Here is a 17,439-nt window from a genome sequence, read left to right on the forward strand (position 1 = left end):
AGCCTCGTCGGGTGAGCGAGAGCCAGAACCACAATCTGCAGGGCAAGGTGGCCTTTGTTACCGGCGCGGCGCGCGGCCAAGGTCGTTCGCACGCGGTCCGGCTGGCGGCCGCCGGTGCCGACATCATCGCCGCCGACATCTGTGCCCCGGCGTCGGACTGCATCACCTACCCGGCGGCCACGCCCGAGGAATTCGCCGAGATGGTCAGCGCGGTCGAGGCCCAGGGCCGCAAGGTGCTGGCCCGGCCGGTCGACGTCCGCGACGACGAAGCGCTGCGCAAGTTGGTCAACGACGGAGTCGAGCAGTTCGGCCGGCTGGACGTGGTGGTGGCCAACGCCGGCGTGCTGAGCTGGGGCCGGCTGTGGGAGCTCACCGACGAGCAGTGGAACACCGTCATCGACGTGAACCTGACCGGCACCTGGCGCACCATCCGGGCGGCGGTGCCGGCGATGATCGAGGCCGGCAACGGCGGTTCGATCGTGATCGTCAGCTCGTCGGCCGGGCTGAAGGCCACGCCCGGCAACGGCCACTACGCGGCGAGCAAGCACGCCCTGGTGGCTCTCACCAACACGCTGGCCCTCGAGGTAGGGGCGTACCGGATCCGGGTCAACTCGATTCACCCCTACTCGGTGGACACCCCGATGATCGAGCCGCAGGTAATGGCCGAGATCTTCCGCGAACGCCCCGACTACCTCCACGCCTTCCCTCCGATGCCGCTGCACCCGCCATCGTTCATGACCTCTGACCAGGTCTCCGACGTGGTGGTTTGGTTGGCCGGTGATGGCTCTGGAATCCTGACGGGAGTCCAGATCCCGGTCGACAAGGGCGCGCTCAAGTACTGATCGCCCCGGGCCGGGAGAAACAGGGGGATCGTGGTGCCCGACAACGGGATCGTTATCGTCGGCGGCGGCCTGGCGGCCGTTCGCACGGCCGAGGAATTGCGGCGCGAAGAATACGCGGGGCCGATCACCATCGTCTCCGATGAGACTCGCCCGCCCTATGACCGGCCGCCGCTGACCAAAGAGGTGCTGCGCGGCGAGCGCGACGACACCACGCTGGAGTCGCCGGAGTTCTACGCCTCCCGCGACATCGGCCTGCGGCTGGGCTGCGGTGCGCGCAGCGTGGACACCGCGGCGCAATCGGTGACGCTGGCCGATGGCACCGTGCTGGGCTACGACCAACTCGTGATCGCCACCGGTCTGGTGCCGCGGCGTATCCCGAGCTTCGGCGACTTGGACGGCATCCGGGTGGTCCGGTCTTTCGAGGACAGTCTGGCGCTGCGCGACGACGCGGCCGGCGCCAGCCGGGCGGTGGTGATCGGCGCGGGATTCATCGGCTGTGAGGCGGCGGCCAGCCTGCGCAAGCTGGGCGTGGACGTGGTGCTGGTCGAGCCGCAGCCCACCCCGCTGGCGGCCGTGCTCGGTGAGCAGATCGGCGAACTGGTGGCGCGGCTGCACCGGACCAACGGCGTCGATGTCCGCAGCGGCATTGGCGTCGCCGAGGTTCGCGGCACGGGCCGCGTCGAGACCGTCGTGCTCACCGACGGCACCGAGCTGGCTGCCGACGTGGTGGTGCTCGGCGTCGGTTCGCGGCCGGCGACCCAGTGGCTGGACGGCTGCGGGATCGACCTCGACAACGGGGTGGTGTGCGACGCGACCGGGCGCACCAGTGTGCCGAACGTGTGGGCCGTCGGCGATGTGGCGTTCTGGCGGGGCCGCGACGGGAATCAGGTGCGCGTCGAGCACTGGAGCAATGTCGTCACCCAGGTGCGGGTGATGGTCCCGACCATGCTGGGCCGGGAGTCCCTGCACGACGTGGCGGTGCCCGCGTACTTCTGGAGCGACCAGTACGACGTGAAGATCCAGTGCCTGGGTGAGCCGGAGGCCACCGACACCGTGCACCTGGTCGAGGACGACGGCCACAAGTTCCTGGCCTACTACGAGCGCAACGGTGTGCTGTCCGGTGTGGTCGGCGCGGGCCGGCCCGGCAAGGTGATGGGTGCGCGGGCCAAGATCGCCGCGGGCGCCCCGATCTCCGAGGTGCTCAACGCATAGCGATCCTTACTTGGCGCGAGCGGGCGTGTTTGCTCGGCAACACGCGGTGTTGGGCGTACAAGCATGCACTCTCGCGGACCAGAAAATCCACAAAGCCCTTCCCTTTTCGCCGGAGAACGATATTCTCCATACGGAGATCGGGAGGTGCAGGCGATGGCTGAATCACAGCTCGATGCTGCGGCGTTAGGGCGATGGCTCGACGCTCATGGCGCACCCGGGGACGGCGAACCGACCGTCCTGGAACCGCTGACCGGCGGCTCGCAGAACACCCTCTATCGGCTCCGCCGGGGCGAGGCCACGATGGTGCTGCGAATGCCGGGCGCCCGGGCGGACGCCGCCCGCATCGACGGGTTGCGGCGCGAGATCCGACTGGTGCGGGCGTTGTCGGGCACTGATGTCCCGCATGCGGAGTTGGTCGCCGCCGACGACACCGGCGACCTGCTGGGCGCACCGTTCTACGTGATGGCCGAGGTGCGCGGCTGGAACTCCACCGGAAACGCCTGGCCGGCGCCGTTCGACACGGACCTGACCGCCCGCCGCGGGCTGGCCTTCGAGCTGGTCGAGGGCGCCGCCCGCCTCGGCCGAGTGGACTGGCGGGCGCAGGGCCTCGACGGGTTCGGCCGCCCGGACGGATTCCACGAACGCCAGGTCGATCGCTGGCTGGCGTTCCTGGACAGCTACCGGGTGCGCGACCTGCCGGGCCTGGACGAGGCCGCGGACTGGCTGCGCCGCAACCGGCCGGCGCACTACACGCCGGGAATCATGCACGGCGACTACCAGTTCGCCAATGTGATGTACGCGCACGGCGCCCCGGCGAAACTGGTCGCGATCATCGACTGGGAGATGACGACCATCGGCGACCCACTGCTGGACCTGGCCTGGGCGCTGCTCGGCTACGACGGCGAAAACCCCCGAACGCAAGGCTATTACGCCGACCTCGCCGGAATGCCGACGCGCAGTGAGCTGCTGGCTCATTATGAGCGGGTGAGCGGGTTGTCGACGGAGAACATCGACTACTACCTGGTGCTGGCCAACTGGAAGCTCGGGATCGTGCTGGAGAAGACCTACGCCGCCTCGGTCAGCGGTGACCGGGTGGACCCGAAGATCGCCGCCGCCATGGGGCCGATGATCCCGCAGCTGATCTCCAAGGCAGCCGAACTGGCCGCTTCGCTGTCCGCAAGGCGTGCCTGACATGGGTTATGCGGATTCGCTCTTCGACCTGACCGGTCGGGTGGTGCTGGTCACCGGCGGCAGCCGCGGTCTGGGGCGCGAGATGGCGCTGGCGGCCGCCCGCTGCGGCGCCGACGTGCTGATCGCCAGCCGCAAACTCGAGGCGTGCCAGGCCACCGCCGCTGAGATCGAGGCCGAGACGGGGCGCACCGCAATGCCGTATGCGGTGCACGTCGGGCGCTGGGATCAGCTCGACGGCTTGGTCGACGCGGCCTATGAGCGGTTCGGCCGGGTCGATGTGCTGGTCAACAACGCGGGTATGTCGCCGGTTTACGACAAGCAGACCGACGTCACCGAGAAGATGTTCGACGCCGTGGTCAACCTGAATCTCAAAGGGCCGTTTCGGTTGTCGGCGTTGATCGGTGAACGGATGGTGGCCGCGGGCCGGGGATCGATCATCAACGTCAGCACCCACGGATCGATTCGCCCACACCCGTCGTTCATCCCCTACGCCGCGTCCAAGGCCGGGCTCAACGTCATGACCGAAGCGCTGGCCCAGGCGTTCGGCCCCACGGTCCGGGTCAACACCTTGATGCCCGGCCCGTTTCTGACCGACATCTCCAAGGCGTGGAATTTCGGGGAAGCCGATAACCCGTTTGGCGCCGCCGCATTGCAGCGCGCCGGGAATCCGCCCGAGATCGTCGGCGCAGCACTGTTTTTGATGTCGGACGCCTCCAGCTTCACCACCGGCTCGATCGTGCGGGCCGACGGCGGCAGTGTCTGAACCACCCCTGATAAGGAGCAAAGATGGCGTGGGACTTCTCTACTGAACCGGAGTTCGAGGCGAAGCTCGACTGGATCCGGACCTTCGTGCACGACGAGGTGGAACCACTCGAGGTGCTGTTTCCGGGCTGCGAATACCTGCCGCTGACCGAGGAACGCCGCCGGATCGTCGACCCACTCAAGGACCGAGTGCGTGAACAAGGCCTATGGGCTCCGCATCTGGGCCCGGAACTGGGCGGCCAGGGGTTCGGCGCGGTCAAGCTGACCCTGATCAACGAGATCCTGGGCCGGTCCAGCTGGGCGCCGATCGTGTTCGGCACCCAGGCCCCCGACACCGGCAACGCCGAAATCCTGGCCCGGTTCGGCACCCAAGAGCAAAAGGACAGCTATCTGGCCGGGCTGCTGTCGGGGGAGATCTTCTCCTGCTTCTCCATGACCGAACCGCAGGGCGGCGCGGACCCGCGGGTGTTCACCACCCGAGCCGTTCGCGACGGCGATGATTGGGTGATCACCGGGCGAAAGTACTTCTCCTCCAACGCCTCGGTGGCGTCGTTCTTCATCGTGGTGGCGATCACCGACCCGGACGTTCCGGTGCACCGCGGCGCGTCGACCTTTCTGATCCCCGCCGGAACCCCGGGGCTGGTCATCGAAGCCACCCACCACCTGGTGGGATCGCATCCGCACGAGGCCGGGCATTCCCTGGTGCGCTACGACAATGTGCGGGTCCCGGCCGACGCCATCCTGGGGGAGCCCGGTCAAGGCTTTCTGATCCTGCAGAGTCGGCTGGCCGGCGGACGGCTGCACCACGCCATGCGCTCGATCGGAGTGGCCCAGCGTGCCATCGACATGATGGCCCGCCGCGCCAAAAGCCGCTTCACTCAGGGCAGTTCGTTGGCCGACAAGCAGCTGGTGCAGGCGTTCATCGCCGACTCTTACGCCGAGCTGATCCCGTTTCGGCTGACGGTGCTGCACGCGGCCTGGCTGATCGACTCCGGTGACGAGAAGGCGGCCCGTGCCGAGATCGGAGTCTGCAAGATCCTGGCGTCGCAGGTACTCAAGTCGATCGGATTGCGCGCGATTCAGGTGCACGGCGCGATGGGCCTGACCGAGCAGTTGCCGCTGACCAATGTGCTGTTGGGCGGGGTGGCGCTGGGCCTGGCCGACGGGCCCACCGAGGCGCACAAGGTCAACCTGGCAAGGCTGCTGCTCAAGGACTACGACGCCGAAGATCCGGAGTGGCCCAGCGAATTCCTGGACAACCGTATCGAGGCCGCCCGCGCGAAGTACGGGGATCTGGTCGACCGGATTCCAGCGGTGCCATGAGCAGAGTCGACGCTGCCGTCCACCGGGCGCTCGATGACCGCCAGCAGCAGGCCACCGCCGAAGTGGAGCGCATCCTCGCGGCGGCCGTCACGGTGCTGGAACGGGTCGCGCCCGAGGAGCCTCGGGTCAGCGACATCGTCGCCGAAGCCGGATCATCGAATAAGGCGTTCTACCGCTATTTCGCCGGTAAGGAGGAACTTTTCCAGGCGGTGATGGAACGCGGCGTCGCGATCGTCGTGTCGTATCTGCGCCACCAGTTGGCCAAGGAGTCGACGCCCGCCGGCCAGGTGGCTGCCTGGATACGAGGTACGGTGGCGCAGGTGTCCGATCCCCACCTGTTGAGCCTGAGCCGCGCGGCCAGCACCCAACTGACGGCCGCCGGGGTCTCCGACGACGAGATCCTGCGGCCACTGCGCGATTTGCTTACCCAACCTGTCGCGGCGCTCGGCGGCCGTAACCCTCGCCGGGACGCCGACATGGTCTTCACCTGCACGCTGGCCACCATGCGCTGCTACTTGGGCGGCACCGCCCAGCCCAAGCGCGCCGATGTGGATCACCTGGTGTCGTTCTGTCTTCGTGGGCTGGGGGCGGCCTGATGCGCGCGATGGTCTGTGAGCACTACGGCCCGCCGGAAGATCTGGTGCTCAAGGAGCTGCCTGACCCCACGCCCAGCCCCGGCACGATGGTGGTGCGCGTGCGGGCCGCGGCGGTCAACTTCCCCGACGTGCTGTTGATCGACGGCAAGTATCAGCTCAAGATCCCGGCACCGTTCACGCCCGGCAGCGAGCTGGCCGGTGATGTGATCGCGGTCGGTGACGGGGTGCCGTTCGCTGTCGGGGACCGGGTGGCCGGCGCGTCGTTCGTCGGCGGGTTCGCCGAGCAGGCGCTGGTGCCCGCCGCGGCGGTGACCGCCATTCCCGACGGCATCGATTACGCGGCCGCGGCCGGGTTCGGTGTCACCTACCGGACCGCCTATCACGCACTGCGCTCGGTTGCCCAAGTGGCAGAAGGCGATTGGGTGGTGGTGCTGGGCGCCGCCGGCGGGGTCGGGCTGGCCGCCGTCGACCTGGCCGTGGCGATGGGCGCGAAAGTGCTTGCCGCGGCGTCCAGCCCGGAGAAGCTAGAGGTGTGTCGCCAGCGCGGTGCGGCCGCGACGGTCGACTACGACCGGGAGGACCTGAAGACGCGGATCCGCGAGATCACCGGCGACGGCGCGCAGGCCGTGCTCGACCCGGTCGGCGGTTCCTACGCCGAGCCGGCGTTGCGCAGCCTGGCCCGAGGCGGGCGGTTCATCACCTTGGGCTACGCCGCCGGTTCGATTCCGGCGATTCCGCTGAATTTGGTGATGCTCAAGGGCATCACGGTGCAGGGCATGGAGATCCGGACGTTCGCCACCGACTTTCCGGCGGAGAACGAGCGCGACCTCGCCGAACTGAACCGGCTGTTCGCCGAGGGAAAGGTCAGCCCCTACATCGGCGCCCGCTTCCCGCTCGCCGAGACCGCAACCGCGCTGCGCTACGTCGCCGACCGCAAAGCGATCGGCAAGGTCATCATCGACGTCTGACCCAGACCAAGGTGTTGAGCGTCGTCACACCGTCGTTGGTGGTCGTCGCCGACAGCGTCAGCCGGTCGCCGTCCACGCGTGCCTGCCGCAGCTGCGGGCTCGCCAGCAGCTCCGGCAGCATCGAGACGCTGACTTCGTGATGCACGGTCGCAGTGTCCTCATCGACGCGGAATCGGCCACCGTAGGCGATGTAGGCGGGCAGCACGGCGTCCGCGCTGCCGGTCAGTTGCGCCGACATATACCCGTCGGCGGTGTAGAGGATCAGACCCCGCGGCGCCGTGCCCAACGGGTGTGACACCGTGCCGGTGCCGGCGTCGACGGGCTCATGCCGCGGTCCCAGCTTCGCCTCTCCTGCGTCGAGCCTCGCTGAACCGCGGGACTCGAACGACGACAGCTCCCAGCCGCCCAGCAGCGCGTCACGCAAAGTGCCCATCAGGGCATGATGACGGTTCGGCTCACCGGCTCCGCGGCGGCCTGGCGGCTGCGCAACCCGCGCTGCAGGGCCCCCAGCAGCGCGTCGCGGGTCTCCCGGGGGTCAATCAGCTCGTCGAACCCGAGCTGCTGCGCGGAGTGATACGACGCCTGCAGTTCGGTGTCGCGCAGCTTGGCGGCCAGATCCTCCCCGGCGTGCGTCGCCGAGCTGAGCGCGGCCGCACTCATCGCCCCCATCGTCGCCCCGGGGTAGGCGAACGTCGCCACCTGGGAGTCGAACCCCAGCAGCGACATCACCATCGAGCCGAAGCCGTAGGCCTTGCGCAGCGTCAGGTGCAGCTTCACCGTGGTGGCCGCGGTCTGGGCGGCGAACATCCGGGCGCCGGCGCGCAACACCCCGGCACGCTCGGAGCGGCTACCGGGCAGCATGCCGGGGTTGTCGGCCAAGAACACGATCGGCAGGTGGAACGAATCGGCAACCATGATGAAGTGCGCCGCCTTGTCCGCGGCGTCGGTGTCGATCGAGCCGGCCAGTACCTGCGGCTGGTTGGCCACCACCGCGACCGGGTGGCCGCCCAGATGGGCCAGCGCGCAGATGATCGCCCGACCGAACCGCGGCTGCACTTCGAACCAGTCGGGCCGGTCGAAGACGACGTCGAGCACCGAGCGCATGTCGTAGACCCGGCGGTTGTCCCGCGACACGATGTCGAGCAGCTCGGGAGTGGGCCGCGACTGTGCGGCCGGGTCCGGCGGCAGCGCCGTGGGGTAAGACCATGCGCTGGACGGGAAGTAGGACAGATACCGGCGGATGTCGTCGAGCACCGTCTCGTCGTCGGCGCCGAAGTTGTGCACCACACCGCTGTTCAACGCGACCTCGGGACCGCCCAGGTCCTCCTTGGAGATGTCTTCGCCGGTGGACTCTTTGACCACCGGGGGGCCGGCGGTGAAGATCGCGCCGTGCGGGCTCATGATCCGGAAGTCGCAGACCGGGCCGACCAGGGCGCCGTGTCCGGCCGAGGGACCCATTACCGCGGCGACGGTCGGCACCTTGCCCGAGCACTGCGCCTGGGCCAGCAGGTCGGTCGGGGTACGGCCGTAATGCTCACCGGTGGGACGGAATCCGGCGCCCTCCAGCAGCATCACCAGCGGGATCTTGTCGCGCAGCGCCAGTTCGGCGATCCGGTAGCGCTTGGCGTTGCCGCCGGGCCCGATGCTGCCGGCCAGGGTGGTGAAATCCTCCGCACCCACCATCACCGGGGAGCCGTTGATCAGACCCGAGCCGACCACGATGCCGTCGGCGGCGATCTGCCCGCCGACCATGGTGCCCAGTTCGCGGAAGCTGCCCGGGTCCAGCAGGTGCCCGATTCGGGCCCGCGCATCGAGCTTGCCCTTGCCACGGTGTTTGGCCACCCGCTCGGTGCCGCCCATGGCCCACGTGTGCTGCCGCCGCCGGTCCAGATCCTCCAGCGTTTCCTGCCAGTCCTGGGCGTTCGTCATCTGCGGGGTCCTCTTTCGTTGACCATACTGAAATTCTTACTGTAGCGTCTTCCAGCATGGCTGGAAGCCGCTGCCCGTGCGGGTTTTGAGTATGAGTTCCCTTGCGCCGGAGTGCGACCGATGACTTCCGTGCGACAGATACCGCGTCACCCGCACGACGTGACCAGCCAGTGGCTGTCGGCGGTGTTGAGCGCCCGGGGCGAACCGGTCGAGGTGGCCTCGGTCGACGTCGTCCCGGTCGGCACCGGCCAGACCGGGGCCACGTATCGGGTGGCGGCCCGCTACGCCGACAACCCGGCCGACCTGCCGGCCAGCTTCGTGATCAAGCTGCCGGCAGGCGAGGACGCCGTCCGCGATCGCGTCGTCCTGGGCTATCGCAGTGAGTGCGCCTTCTATCGCGACGTCGCCGACGGCGTCAAGATTCCGATACCGCAGTGCTTCCACTGCGAAATCACTGATGACGCAACCGAGTACGCACTGCTGCTCTCCGATCGGGCGCCCGCGGTCCAGGGTGATCAGATCGCGGGTTGCGGTGAACGCCAGGCCCGGTTGGCGGTGACCGCACTGGCCGGGCTGCACGCGCCCACTTGGTGCGACCAACGATGGCTGACCTTTCCCGGCCTGGCCATGACCCAGCTGGACGAGGCCGGCGCCAAGGGCATGGGTGACATCGCCCGGATGTGCGCCGGGGCATGCGTTGAGCGTCTCGGCGCCCAACTCGGTGACGCGGACTGCGCGACGTTGACCGCTGCGCTGGACCTCATCACCCCGTGGGTGTCGGCGCCGCTGGGCCGGTTCGCGTTGATCCATGGCGACTACCGGCTGGACAACATGCTGTTCAGTCCCGACGGGGACCAGATTTGGGTGGTCGACTGGCAGACGCTGGGTGTTGGGCTGCCGGCCCGGGACCTGGCGTTCTTCACCGGCACCAGCTTGGCGTCCGAGCTGCGCAGAGAGATCGAAGCTGACCTGGTCACCGACTATCACCGCGCGCTGCTGGGCCACGGCGTCACCGATTACGACCGAGAAACCTGTTGGCAGGACTACCGGTTCGGCGCGCTGCAGGTGCCGCTGATCTGCGCGCTCGGGCTGGTGTTCGCGACCGACACGGACCGCGGCGACGACATGTTCGTCACGATGCTGCAGCGCGGCTGCCAGGCCATCCGCGATCTGGGCACGCTGGAGCTGGTCGGCGAGCTGGCCGGCTGAGCCCGCGTACACGCCGAAGAAGGAGAGGTCGGGGTCTGATGGATGCTCAATCGCAGGGGCCGCGCCCGCCCGAGGGGGACTGGCTGGGAACGCCGTACCTGTCGTTTCGGCGGGAGGGGCCGATCGCGGTCTGCACCCTGGATCGCCCCGAAGCCCGCAATGCGATGACGCCGGCCATGTACTTCGGCCTGCGGTATGCGGTGGGCCGGGTCAATCAGGATCCGGAGCTGGCCGGGCTGTTGATCACCGGCACCGCAGACGTATTCGCCCCCGGCGGGGACATGGGCGGTGGCGGGGCGGACGACTGGCTCACGTTCGGGGCCGCGCTGGGCATGGACATCACCCCGTTCGACACCCTGCGCAGTTCGGTCAAGCCGGTGGTCTCCGCGGTCAACGGGCTGTGCCAGGGCGGTGGGCTGCAGATCGCGCTCTGCAGTGACATGGCCGTGGTCAGCGACCGCGCTACCTTCCGGGTGCCCGAGCTGTTCCGCGGCATCGCCGACACCTACTACAGCCAGATGCTGGCGCGAGTGATCGGACCGGTCCGAACCCGCGACCTGATGTTCACCGGCCGCACCTTCGGTGCGCAGGAAGCCCTCGACTGGGGCATGGTGGCACGTGTGGTGCCGCACGAGGAACTGGCCGACGCCGCACGCGACGTGCTGGCGCAGTGCTGCCGCACCGCGCCGGCCGCGCGTGCCGTGGTGAAGGCCAGCCTGGACTCCTACCTCGGCCTGTTCGACCGGATCGGGATGAACACGAGTTTGGGTGCGCCGGAGGCCGTCGAAGGGTTCCGTGCCTTCAAAGAGCGCAGGTCACCGGCGTGGGTGCATCCCGACCTGCGGGTCGACGGCCGGCTTTGAAGACGGCACTTTGGGGCGTTTGCGCCAGATGAGAATGAGTGTGCACAAAAATCAGAATCGAGTATCGCAGAATTCACGAATCGGATAAGATTCACGCGCACTGTCTCGGGAGGAGCCTGTCTTTATGGGGATGAAGGACCTGATCCGCTGGTCCCCGGAATCGGCGAGGGTTCGTCTGGCGGGGCCGATGGAGGCGGTCGGCGGGCTTTTCGCCATGTCGGTGGACGCCGTCAGGTTCTTGTTCAAACGTCCGTTCCAGGCCCGGGAATTCATCGAGCAGTCCTGGTTCGTCGCGCGCGTCTCGCTTGCGCCGACGTTGCTGGTGGCCATTCCGTTCACGGTCCTGGTCAGCTTCATCCTCAACATCCTGCTGCGCGAGCTCGGTGCGGCGGACCTGTCCGGTGCCGGCGCGGCGTTCGGCGCGGTCACCCAGGTCGGTCCGATGGTGACGGTGTTGATCGTGGCGGGGGCCGGTGCCACCGCGATGTGTGCTGACCTGGGGTCGCGCACGATTCGCGAAGAGATCGACGCCATGGAGGTCTTGGGCATCAACCCGGTGCAACGGCTGGTGACACCGCGGATGCTCGCCGCCGGGCTGGTGGCGCTGCTGCTCAACAGCCTCGTGGTGATCATCGGCATCCTTGGTGGCTACGTCTTCTCGGTCTTCGTGCAAGACGTCAACCCGGGCGCGTTCGCGGCCGGGATCACCCTGCTGACCGGAGTTCCCGAGCTGGTCATCTCCTGCGTCAAGGCAGCGCTGTTCGGGCTGATCGCCGGAATGGTCGCCTGCTACCGCGGCTTGACGATCTCCGGCGGCGGCGCCAAAGCCGTCGGCAACGCGGTGAACGAAACCGTGGTGTACGCCTTCATGTCCCTGTTCGTGGTCAACGTGGTGGTCACCGCGATCGGCATCAAGATGACGGCGCGCTGAGCCGTGGCGCTTCGTGCTCTGGCGGCGGTCTATCCGGGTGTCACCCGGCAGCTCCGGCGACCGATCGCCGCGATGGGGCGCATCGGCGACCACACGCTGTTCTACGGCAAGGCGATCGCCACCACACCGTTCGCGTTCGCCCACTACCGTCGCGAGGTCATCCGGCTGATCGCCGAAATCAGCATGGGCACCGGCACCCTGGCGATGATCGGCGGCACGGTGGTGATCGTCGGCTTCCTGACCCTGGCGGCCGGCGGCACCCTGGCGGTGCAGGGATACAGCTCGCTGGGCAACATCGGCATCGAGGCCCTGACCGGATTCCTGGCGGCATTCATCAACGTGCGCATCTCGGCCCCGGTGGTCGCGGGGATCGGCCTGGCCGCCACCTTCGGCGCCGGGGTCACCGCGCAGCTGGGGGCCATGCGGATCAACGAGGAGATCGACGCGCTGGAATCGATGGCCATCCGCCCGATCGCCTACCTGGTCAGCACCCGCATCGTCGCCGGGCTGGTCGCGATCGTTCCGCTGTATGCCATCGCGGTGATCCTGTCGTTCGTGGCCAGTCGCTTCACCACGGTGTTCTTGTTCGGTCAGTCGGCCGGCCTCTACGACCACTATTTCCGCACGTTCCTCAACCCCATCGACCTGTTGTGGTCGTTCCTGCAGGCCTTCTTGATGGCGATCACCATCTTGTTGATCCATACCTATTTCGGCTATTTCGCCGCCGGTGGTCCGGCCGGGGTCGGCGTCGCGGTGGGCAACGCGGTGCGGACCTCGCTGATCGTCGTCGTCTCGGTGACGCTGTTGGTCTCACTGTCGGTCTACGGGGCCAGCGGCAACTTCAACCTGGCCGGGTAGCTACCGGCATTCGCGCACGTCGCGGTAGTGGTATTGGCATTCTCATTTTTTGCAAGTACCGTATCCATCGATGAGCGACCCAGTGCAGACCTCCTCAGGGATTCCGCTGAAACCGGTATACGGCCCGGACGACCGGCGCGAAGAGCCGCCGGCTCCCGGGACGTATCCCTTCACCCGCGGAAACTTCGAGTCCGGCTACCGCGGACGGCTGTGGACGTTTCGTCAGTACTCCGGCTTCGGCACCGCCGAGGAGTCCAACCGGCGCTACCAATACCTGCTGAGCCAGGGCGGAACCGGGCTGTCGGTGGCCCTGGACCTACCCACCCAGTGCGGGTACGACTCCGACGACCCGGAGGTCGGTGAAGAAGTCGGCCGGGTCGGGGTGGCGGTAGACACCCTGGCCGACGCCGAGATCCTGTTCGACTCCATCCCGCTGGACAAGATCAGCACCAGCTTCACCATCAACGGCACCGCCGCCATCCTGCTGGCCTTCTACGTGGCCGCCGCCGAGCGGTCCGGGGTGCCACGCGCCAAGCTCACCGGCACCATCCAGAACGACATCCTCAAGGAGTACGCGTCGCGCGGCACCTGGATCTGGCCGCCCGAACCGTCCCTGCGCCTGATCGCCGACACCATCGAGTTCTGCGCCGCCGAAGTACCGCGATTCAACGCGATCTCGGTGGCCGGCGCGCACTTCCGCGACGCGGGCGCCAACGCCGTGCAGGAAATGGCATTCACCCTCGCCGACGGCGTCACCTACTGCGACACCGTCGTGGAGCGCGGCCGAATGAGCATCGAGCAGTTCGCCCCCCAGGTCTCGTTCTTCTTCTACACCCACGGCGACTTCTTCGAGGAGGTCGCCAAATACCGGGCCGGCCGGCGGCGGTGGGCCACGATCGTGCGGGAACGTTACGGCGCGTCCAGCGACAAGGCGTCGATGTTCCGGTTCGGCTGCGTGGCCGGCGGCGCATCGCTGTTCGCGCCGCAGGCCCAGAACAACCTGGTGCGGGTGGCCTACGAGGCGATGGCGGCGGTGCTCGGCGGGGTTCAGTCGATGTTCACCGCGGCCTGGGATGAGCCGTTCGCGCTGCCCAGCGAGGAGTCCGCGACCCTGGCGCTGCGCACCCAGCAGATCCTGGCGTATGAGACCGGGGTGACCCGGGTGGCCGATCCGCTCGGCGGCTCCTATTTCGTCGAGGCGCTCACCGACGCCACCGAAGAGCGCATCATCGAGATCATGGCCGACCTGGAGAACCACGGCGGCATGGTCCGCGCCATCGAGGACGGCTACCTGCAGGGTCTCATCGCCGACGAGGCGTTCAAGATCCATCACGAGATCGAGTCGGGCACAAGGCCCGTCGTCGGCGTCAACAAGTTCACATCCGACGAGCCACCACCGGAGATCGCCACCTACGAACTGGACGCCGAAGGCCGCGACGTTCAGCTCAAGCGGCTGGCGCGGGTCAAGGCCGATCGCAACGCCGACGACGTCGCCGCCAAGCTCGCGGCGTTGTCACGCGCGGCCGAGGGCGACGTCAACCTCATGCATCCCCTGATCGACTGCGCCAACGCCTACTGCACGGTGGGCGAGATGGTCTCGGCGCTCAAGGCGGTCTGGGGCGAGTTCCAGCAACCGGTGGTGTACTGATGACTTCTCCATTGACTTCCCCCGTACGGGTCCTGGTTGCCAAGCCCGGTCTGGACGGCCACGATCGGGGGGCCAAGATCGTCGCCCGCACCCTGCGGGACGCCGGGTTCGAGGTCATCTACACCGGCATCCGGCAACGCGTCGAGGACATCGTCGCCACCGCCCTGCAGGAGGACGTGGCGGTGGTGGGCTTGAGCATCCTCTCCGGTGCGCATGTGGCGCTGACCGGTCGCATCGTCGAGGCGCTGCGAGCCGCCGACGGTGGCGACATCGCGGTCGTTGTCGGCGGCACCATCCCACAGGGCGATGTGCCCAAACTGCTGGCCGCCGGGGCTACGGCGGTCTTTCCCACCGGAACCACACTGGACGATCTGGTGACCGGGGTCCGGCAGGTGGTCGAGAAGGCGGGGGCACACTGACATGCGCCTTGGCGTGATGATCGGAGCCGAGCGCGGTGACATGTCGCGCAAGGTCAAGAAACTGATCTCCGATATCGAATGGGCCGACTCGGCGGGCCTGTCCACCGCGTGGATGCCGCAGGTGCCCGACGACTTCGATCTGTTGACCATGGTGGCGTTGATGGCCTCGCACAGCACCCGGATCGAGCTCGGGACCGCCGTGGTGCCGCTGCAGGCCCAGCACCCGATTGCACTTGCCCGCCAAGCGCTTTCGGTGCACGCCATTTCGGGTGGGCGACTGGCGCTGGGCGTCGGGCCGTCGCACCACTGGATCATCCGGGACATGCTCGGCCTGCCCTACGACAAACCCGCCGCCTACACCCGGGACTACCTGCAGGTGCTCAACGCCGCACTGTCGGGACCCGGCCCTGTTGACGTGGAGAACGACCACTTCACCGTGCACAACCCGACCGCGCTCAGCGCCGAGACCAAGATGCCGGTGCTGGTGGCCGCGCTCGGCCCGGTGATGCTGCAGATCGCCGGCGAGCACGCCGACGGCACGTCGCTGTGGATGGCCGACGAAAAGGCCATCGCCGAACATATCGCGCCCAAGATCAACAGGGCCGCGGCGCAAGCGGGCAGGCCCGCGCCGCGCATCGTCGCCGGCATCCCGGTCACGCTGTGCGCCAACTCCGAGATCGAAGCCGCCAAGGAGCGCGCCAACCGGATCTTGGCCGAGGCCGAGACCTCGCCCAACTACCAGCGCCTCCTCGACCGCGGTGAGGCCCGTAGTGTCGGCGACCTGTGCGCGGCCGGCGACGAAGAGTCGATCCTGAAGCGGTTCAAGCAGTTCGCCGACGCCGGGGTGACCGACCTGTCAGTGCGGCTGCTGCCGATCGGCGACACCCGCGACGAACTGGTCGCCTCCAAGTACCGCACCCGCGAGGTGATCGCCGAACTCGCCAAGGCCGTCTAGGTGAGCGGACCGCTCGCCGGGATCCGCATCCTCGAAGTGGGGGTGATGCTGGCCGGCCCGTACGCCACCATGCTGCTGGCCGACCTCGGTGCCGAGGTCATCAAGATCGAACCGCCGGGCGGCGAGATCTCCCGCCAGGTGGGCCCGAGCTACTTCGCCAGCCTCAACCGCAACAAGCGCAGCATCCAGTTGGACCTGACGTCGGAGGCCGGGCAGGCCGCACTGGGCGAGCTGGTTGCCGAATCCCATGCGCTGCTGGTGAATATGAAGCCGTCGGTGATCCGCCGGCTGGGACTGACGTATGAGTCGTTGCGACGGTTCAATCCGCGGATCGTCTGCGTCGCGCTGACCGGGTTCGGCCTGGACGGCGGCGATCAACCGGCCTTCGACTACGTGATCCAGGCCGCCACCGGGATCGCCGCGATGACCGGGGACCCGGACGCGCCGCCGACCCTGCCGGGCTACTCCTCGGCGGACAACTCCACCGGCCTGACGGCGGCGTTGGGCCTACTGGCGCAGATCGTCAGCGGCCGTGGTGGGCAGGTGGAAGTGTCGCTGCTGGATGTGATGCTCTCGCAACTGAACTACCGCGCGGCGGCCTACCTCAACGACGGCATCGAACCCCAACGGCACCCACACGGAGCGCATTCGTATTACGTTCCCGCGCAGCTCTTCCCGACCGCCGAGGGATATCTGGCGTTGTTCGTCACCCATGACGGGTTCTGGAAGACGTTCGCCGCGGAGGCCGGCGTAGATGGCTTCGCGACGATGGCCGAGCGCGCGGCCCGCCGCGATGAGGTGCTTGCGGTGGTCACCGCCGCGCTGGCTTCTGACACCGCGGCCGGCTGGGAGGCGCGACTGCGTCCTCTGGGCATCCCGGCGGCGGCGGTGCGCACGCTGCCCGAAGCCCTCAAGGAGCATCCGGAAATGGTCGTCACCGCAGGCGATTTCCGGCTGGTGGGCAGCCCGATCCGGATCGCCGGGTATGAACCGGACTACCGGCCGCCGCCGGCGCTGGACGACTGACGGGGGCGGCTACACCTTGAACGCAGCTCGGCGCGGCACGATCTGCTGCTGCGCTATTGGAGCAGGTTGATTGCGACGGGGATACCGAGCTGGTCAGCAGCATCGGCCAAGCGGCTGTCGACAGTGACTACGGCGGCGGAACGTTCCACCGCGACAGCGACATACAGGCCATCGTAGATCGAGATGTTGTGCCGCCAGGACCAGGCGGTGCGCAGAAGCAGTGCATCAGGAAGCACGTATTCGATAGCCAGTGCGGTGGCCGTCTCGGCAGCGGCCTCGGCGTCCTCGAACTCCAATTGCTTGCGCAGCACGGCTTTGTGCAGGGTGCGTAGCACCTCGCCCGGCATGTGTGCCGGTGCAAGCCAGGCGTCATCGCCGTTCAGGGCTGTGCGTGCCGCGTTGCCTTGCGGAGTGCCGCTCGTGAGCGCCAACACCAGGACACCAGCGTCCACCACGATCATCGGCGGAAACTCATCCGTCGCGGTCGGCGCGGATGACGGCCGTCACTTCCTCGGCTGTCATGCTAAGGCTGCGATGACCGGCCAAGGTCTCCAAGAGCTGCCGGTTGCGCCCCGCCTGGTACTCCCGTTCCAACAGCGATCGCAGGTACGTCTGCGTGGACTGGCCGCGCGCTTCGGCGCGGGCTGCCAGCGCGTCGCGAACTTCTTCAGGGACATCTTTGATCTGAATCGCAACCGCCATCCTCA

19 protein-coding genes are annotated in these 17,439 nt (G+C 68.0%); 15 read left to right on the forward strand and 4 right to left on the reverse strand.

The genetic code is table 11. The features are described from left to right. Window positions 1-11: 11 nt before the first annotated feature. The 7 genes from K3U94_RS03895 (at window position 12) to K3U94_RS03925 (ending at window position 6,894) form a co-directional block, all read left to right on the forward strand. A complete protein-coding gene (locus K3U94_RS03895; RefSeq protein WP_220695637.1) occupies window positions 12-842 on the forward strand; it encodes a mycofactocin-coupled SDR family oxidoreductase in 831 nt (276 codons plus the stop codon). 30 nt (window positions 843-872) lie between these two features. Next, a complete protein-coding gene (locus tag K3U94_RS03900; protein WP_220695638.1) occupies window positions 873-2,054 on the forward strand; it encodes an NAD(P)/FAD-dependent oxidoreductase in 1,182 nt (393 codons plus the stop codon). Between the two features lie 153 nt (window positions 2,055-2,207). After that, a complete protein-coding gene (locus tag K3U94_RS03905) occupies window positions 2,208-3,245 on the forward strand; it encodes a phosphotransferase family protein (RefSeq protein WP_220695639.1) in 1,038 nt (345 codons plus the stop codon). A gap of 1 nt (window position 3,246) precedes the next feature. Further along, window positions 3,247-4,008 (forward strand): SDR family NAD(P)-dependent oxidoreductase, encoded by a 762-nt coding sequence (locus tag K3U94_RS03910; protein WP_047317598.1) that lies wholly within the window; start codon window positions 3,247-3,249, stop codon window positions 4,006-4,008. A 23-nt stretch (window positions 4,009-4,031) separates the two neighbouring features. Further along, window positions 4,032-5,330, forward strand: a complete 1,299-nt coding sequence (locus K3U94_RS03915) for an acyl-CoA dehydrogenase family protein (RefSeq protein ID WP_047317597.1) — start codon at window positions 4,032-4,034, stop codon at window positions 5,328-5,330. Beyond that, window positions 5,327-5,926, forward strand: coding sequence for a TetR/AcrR family transcriptional regulator (locus tag K3U94_RS03920; RefSeq protein ID WP_220695640.1), 600 nt, complete (start codon window positions 5,327-5,329; stop codon window positions 5,924-5,926). The genes K3U94_RS03915 and K3U94_RS03920 overlap by 4 nt, the downstream gene beginning before the upstream one ends. Further along, entirely contained in the window at window positions 5,926-6,894 is a 969-nt protein-coding gene (locus K3U94_RS03925) for an NADPH:quinone oxidoreductase family protein (RefSeq protein ID WP_220695641.1), read from the forward strand. The genes K3U94_RS03920 and K3U94_RS03925 overlap by 1 nt, the downstream gene beginning before the upstream one ends. Here K3U94_RS03925 and K3U94_RS03930 read toward each other — a convergent pair. Both K3U94_RS03930 and K3U94_RS03935 read right to left on the reverse strand, forming a co-directional pair. After that, window positions 6,881-7,327, reverse strand: coding sequence for a lipocalin-like domain-containing protein (locus tag K3U94_RS03930; protein WP_220695642.1), 447 nt, complete (start codon window positions 7,325-7,327; stop codon window positions 6,881-6,883). The two genes, K3U94_RS03925 and K3U94_RS03930, sit on opposite strands and share 14 nt — an antisense overlap. Next, window positions 7,327-8,823 (reverse strand): acyl-CoA carboxylase subunit beta, encoded by a 1,497-nt coding sequence (locus K3U94_RS03935; protein ID WP_220695643.1) that lies wholly within the window; start codon window positions 8,821-8,823, stop codon window positions 7,327-7,329. The genes K3U94_RS03930 and K3U94_RS03935 overlap by 1 nt, the downstream gene beginning before the upstream one ends. A 120-nt stretch (window positions 8,824-8,943) precedes the next feature. Between K3U94_RS03935 and K3U94_RS03940 the strand changes: the two genes are divergently transcribed. From K3U94_RS03940 to K3U94_RS03975, 8 genes are all read left to right on the forward strand, one after another. Continuing rightward, on the forward strand, window positions 8,944-10,032 hold the full coding sequence (locus K3U94_RS03940) for a phosphotransferase family protein (RefSeq protein WP_220695644.1): 1,089 nt from the start codon (window positions 8,944-8,946) through the stop codon (window positions 10,030-10,032). A 38-nt stretch (window positions 10,033-10,070) separates the two neighbouring features. Then, window positions 10,071-10,895, forward strand: a complete 825-nt coding sequence (locus K3U94_RS03945; RefSeq protein ID WP_047317591.1) for an enoyl-CoA hydratase/isomerase family protein — start codon at window positions 10,071-10,073, stop codon at window positions 10,893-10,895. A 130-nt stretch (window positions 10,896-11,025) separates the two neighbouring features. Continuing rightward, window positions 11,026-11,826 (forward strand): MlaE family ABC transporter permease, encoded by an 801-nt coding sequence (locus tag K3U94_RS03950; RefSeq protein ID WP_047317590.1) that lies wholly within the window; start codon window positions 11,026-11,028, stop codon window positions 11,824-11,826. A gap of 72 nt (window positions 11,827-11,898) precedes the next feature. Then, window positions 11,899-12,684, forward strand: coding sequence for an ABC transporter permease (locus K3U94_RS03955; protein ID WP_174549759.1), 786 nt, complete (start codon window positions 11,899-11,901; stop codon window positions 12,682-12,684). 70 nt (window positions 12,685-12,754) lie between these two features. Next, on the forward strand, window positions 12,755-14,332 hold the full coding sequence (locus K3U94_RS03960; RefSeq protein WP_220695645.1) for a methylmalonyl-CoA mutase family protein: 1,578 nt from the start codon (window positions 12,755-12,757) through the stop codon (window positions 14,330-14,332). Further along, on the forward strand, window positions 14,332-14,751 hold the full coding sequence (locus K3U94_RS03965; RefSeq protein ID WP_047317587.1) for a cobalamin B12-binding domain-containing protein: 420 nt from the start codon (window positions 14,332-14,334) through the stop codon (window positions 14,749-14,751). Before K3U94_RS03960 ends, K3U94_RS03965 begins: the two co-directional genes overlap by 1 nt. 1 nt (window position 14,752) lies before the next feature. Continuing rightward, complete coding sequence (locus K3U94_RS03970; protein WP_220695646.1) at window positions 14,753-15,706, forward strand: LLM class F420-dependent oxidoreductase; 954 nt, start codon at window positions 14,753-14,755, stop codon at window positions 15,704-15,706. After that, window positions 15,707-16,732, forward strand: a complete 1,026-nt coding sequence (locus K3U94_RS03975) for a CaiB/BaiF CoA transferase family protein (protein ID WP_220695647.1) — start codon at window positions 15,707-15,709, stop codon at window positions 16,730-16,732. 53 nt (window positions 16,733-16,785) lie between these two features. On the opposite strand, the gene K3U94_RS03980 is transcribed toward K3U94_RS03975, so the two are convergent. Together K3U94_RS03980 and K3U94_RS03985 are read right to left on the reverse strand one after the other, a co-directional pair. Beyond that, entirely contained in the window at window positions 16,786-17,193 is a 408-nt protein-coding gene (locus K3U94_RS03980; protein ID WP_047317585.1) for a type II toxin-antitoxin system VapC family toxin, read from the reverse strand. A gap of 10 nt (window positions 17,194-17,203) precedes the next feature. Next, the gene (locus tag K3U94_RS03985) at window positions 17,204-17,434 is read right to left on the reverse strand and encodes a FitA-like ribbon-helix-helix domain-containing protein (protein WP_047317740.1); all 231 of its coding nucleotides are present in this window, start codon (window positions 17,432-17,434) and stop codon (window positions 17,204-17,206) included. Window positions 17,435-17,439: the final 5 nt, after the last annotated feature.

It is taken from the genome of Mycolicibacter heraklionensis, assembly GCF_019645815.1.
GTDB lineage: Bacteria > Actinomycetota > Actinomycetes > Mycobacteriales > Mycobacteriaceae > Mycobacterium > Mycobacterium heraklionense.

Coding starts and splice junctions, on each gene's coding strand:
- K3U94_RS03925 (WP_220695641.1), top strand. CDS start 5,926: ATGCGCGCGATGGTCTGTGAGCACTACGGCCCGCCGGAAGATCTGGTG.
- K3U94_RS03935 (WP_220695643.1), bottom strand. CDS start 8,823: ATGACGAACGCCCAGGACTGGCAGGAAACGCTGGAGGATCTGGACCGG.
- K3U94_RS03920 (WP_220695640.1), top strand. CDS start 5,327: ATGAGCAGAGTCGACGCTGCCGTCCACCGGGCGCTCGATGACCGCCAG.
- K3U94_RS03915 (WP_047317597.1), top strand. CDS start 4,032: ATGGCGTGGGACTTCTCTACTGAACCGGAGTTCGAGGCGAAGCTCGAC.
- K3U94_RS03910 (WP_047317598.1), top strand. CDS start 3,247: ATGGGTTATGCGGATTCGCTCTTCGACCTGACCGGTCGGGTGGTGCTG.
- K3U94_RS03955 (WP_174549759.1), top strand. CDS start 11,899: ATGGGGCGCATCGGCGACCACACGCTGTTCTACGGCAAGGCGATCGCC.
- K3U94_RS03905 (WP_220695639.1), top strand. CDS start 2,208: ATGGCTGAATCACAGCTCGATGCTGCGGCGTTAGGGCGATGGCTCGAC.
- K3U94_RS03930 (WP_220695642.1), bottom strand. CDS start 7,327: ATGGGCACTTTGCGTGACGCGCTGCTGGGCGGCTGGGAGCTGTCGTCG.
- K3U94_RS03985 (WP_047317740.1), bottom strand. CDS start 17,434: ATGGCGGTTGCGATTCAGATCAAAGATGTCCCTGAAGAAGTTCGCGAC.
- K3U94_RS03970 (WP_220695646.1), top strand. CDS start 14,753: ATGCGCCTTGGCGTGATGATCGGAGCCGAGCGCGGTGACATGTCGCGC.
- K3U94_RS03980 (WP_047317585.1), bottom strand. CDS start 17,193: ATGATCGTGGTGGACGCTGGTGTCCTGGTGTTGGCGCTCACGAGCGGC.
- K3U94_RS03965 (WP_047317587.1), top strand. CDS start 14,332: ATGACTTCTCCATTGACTTCCCCCGTACGGGTCCTGGTTGCCAAGCCC.
- K3U94_RS03940 (WP_220695644.1), top strand. CDS start 8,944: ATGACTTCCGTGCGACAGATACCGCGTCACCCGCACGACGTGACCAGC.
- K3U94_RS03960 (WP_220695645.1), top strand. CDS start 12,755: ATGAGCGACCCAGTGCAGACCTCCTCAGGGATTCCGCTGAAACCGGTA.
- K3U94_RS03945 (WP_047317591.1), top strand. CDS start 10,071: ATGGATGCTCAATCGCAGGGGCCGCGCCCGCCCGAGGGGGACTGGCTG.
- K3U94_RS03950 (WP_047317590.1), top strand. CDS start 11,026: ATGAAGGACCTGATCCGCTGGTCCCCGGAATCGGCGAGGGTTCGTCTG.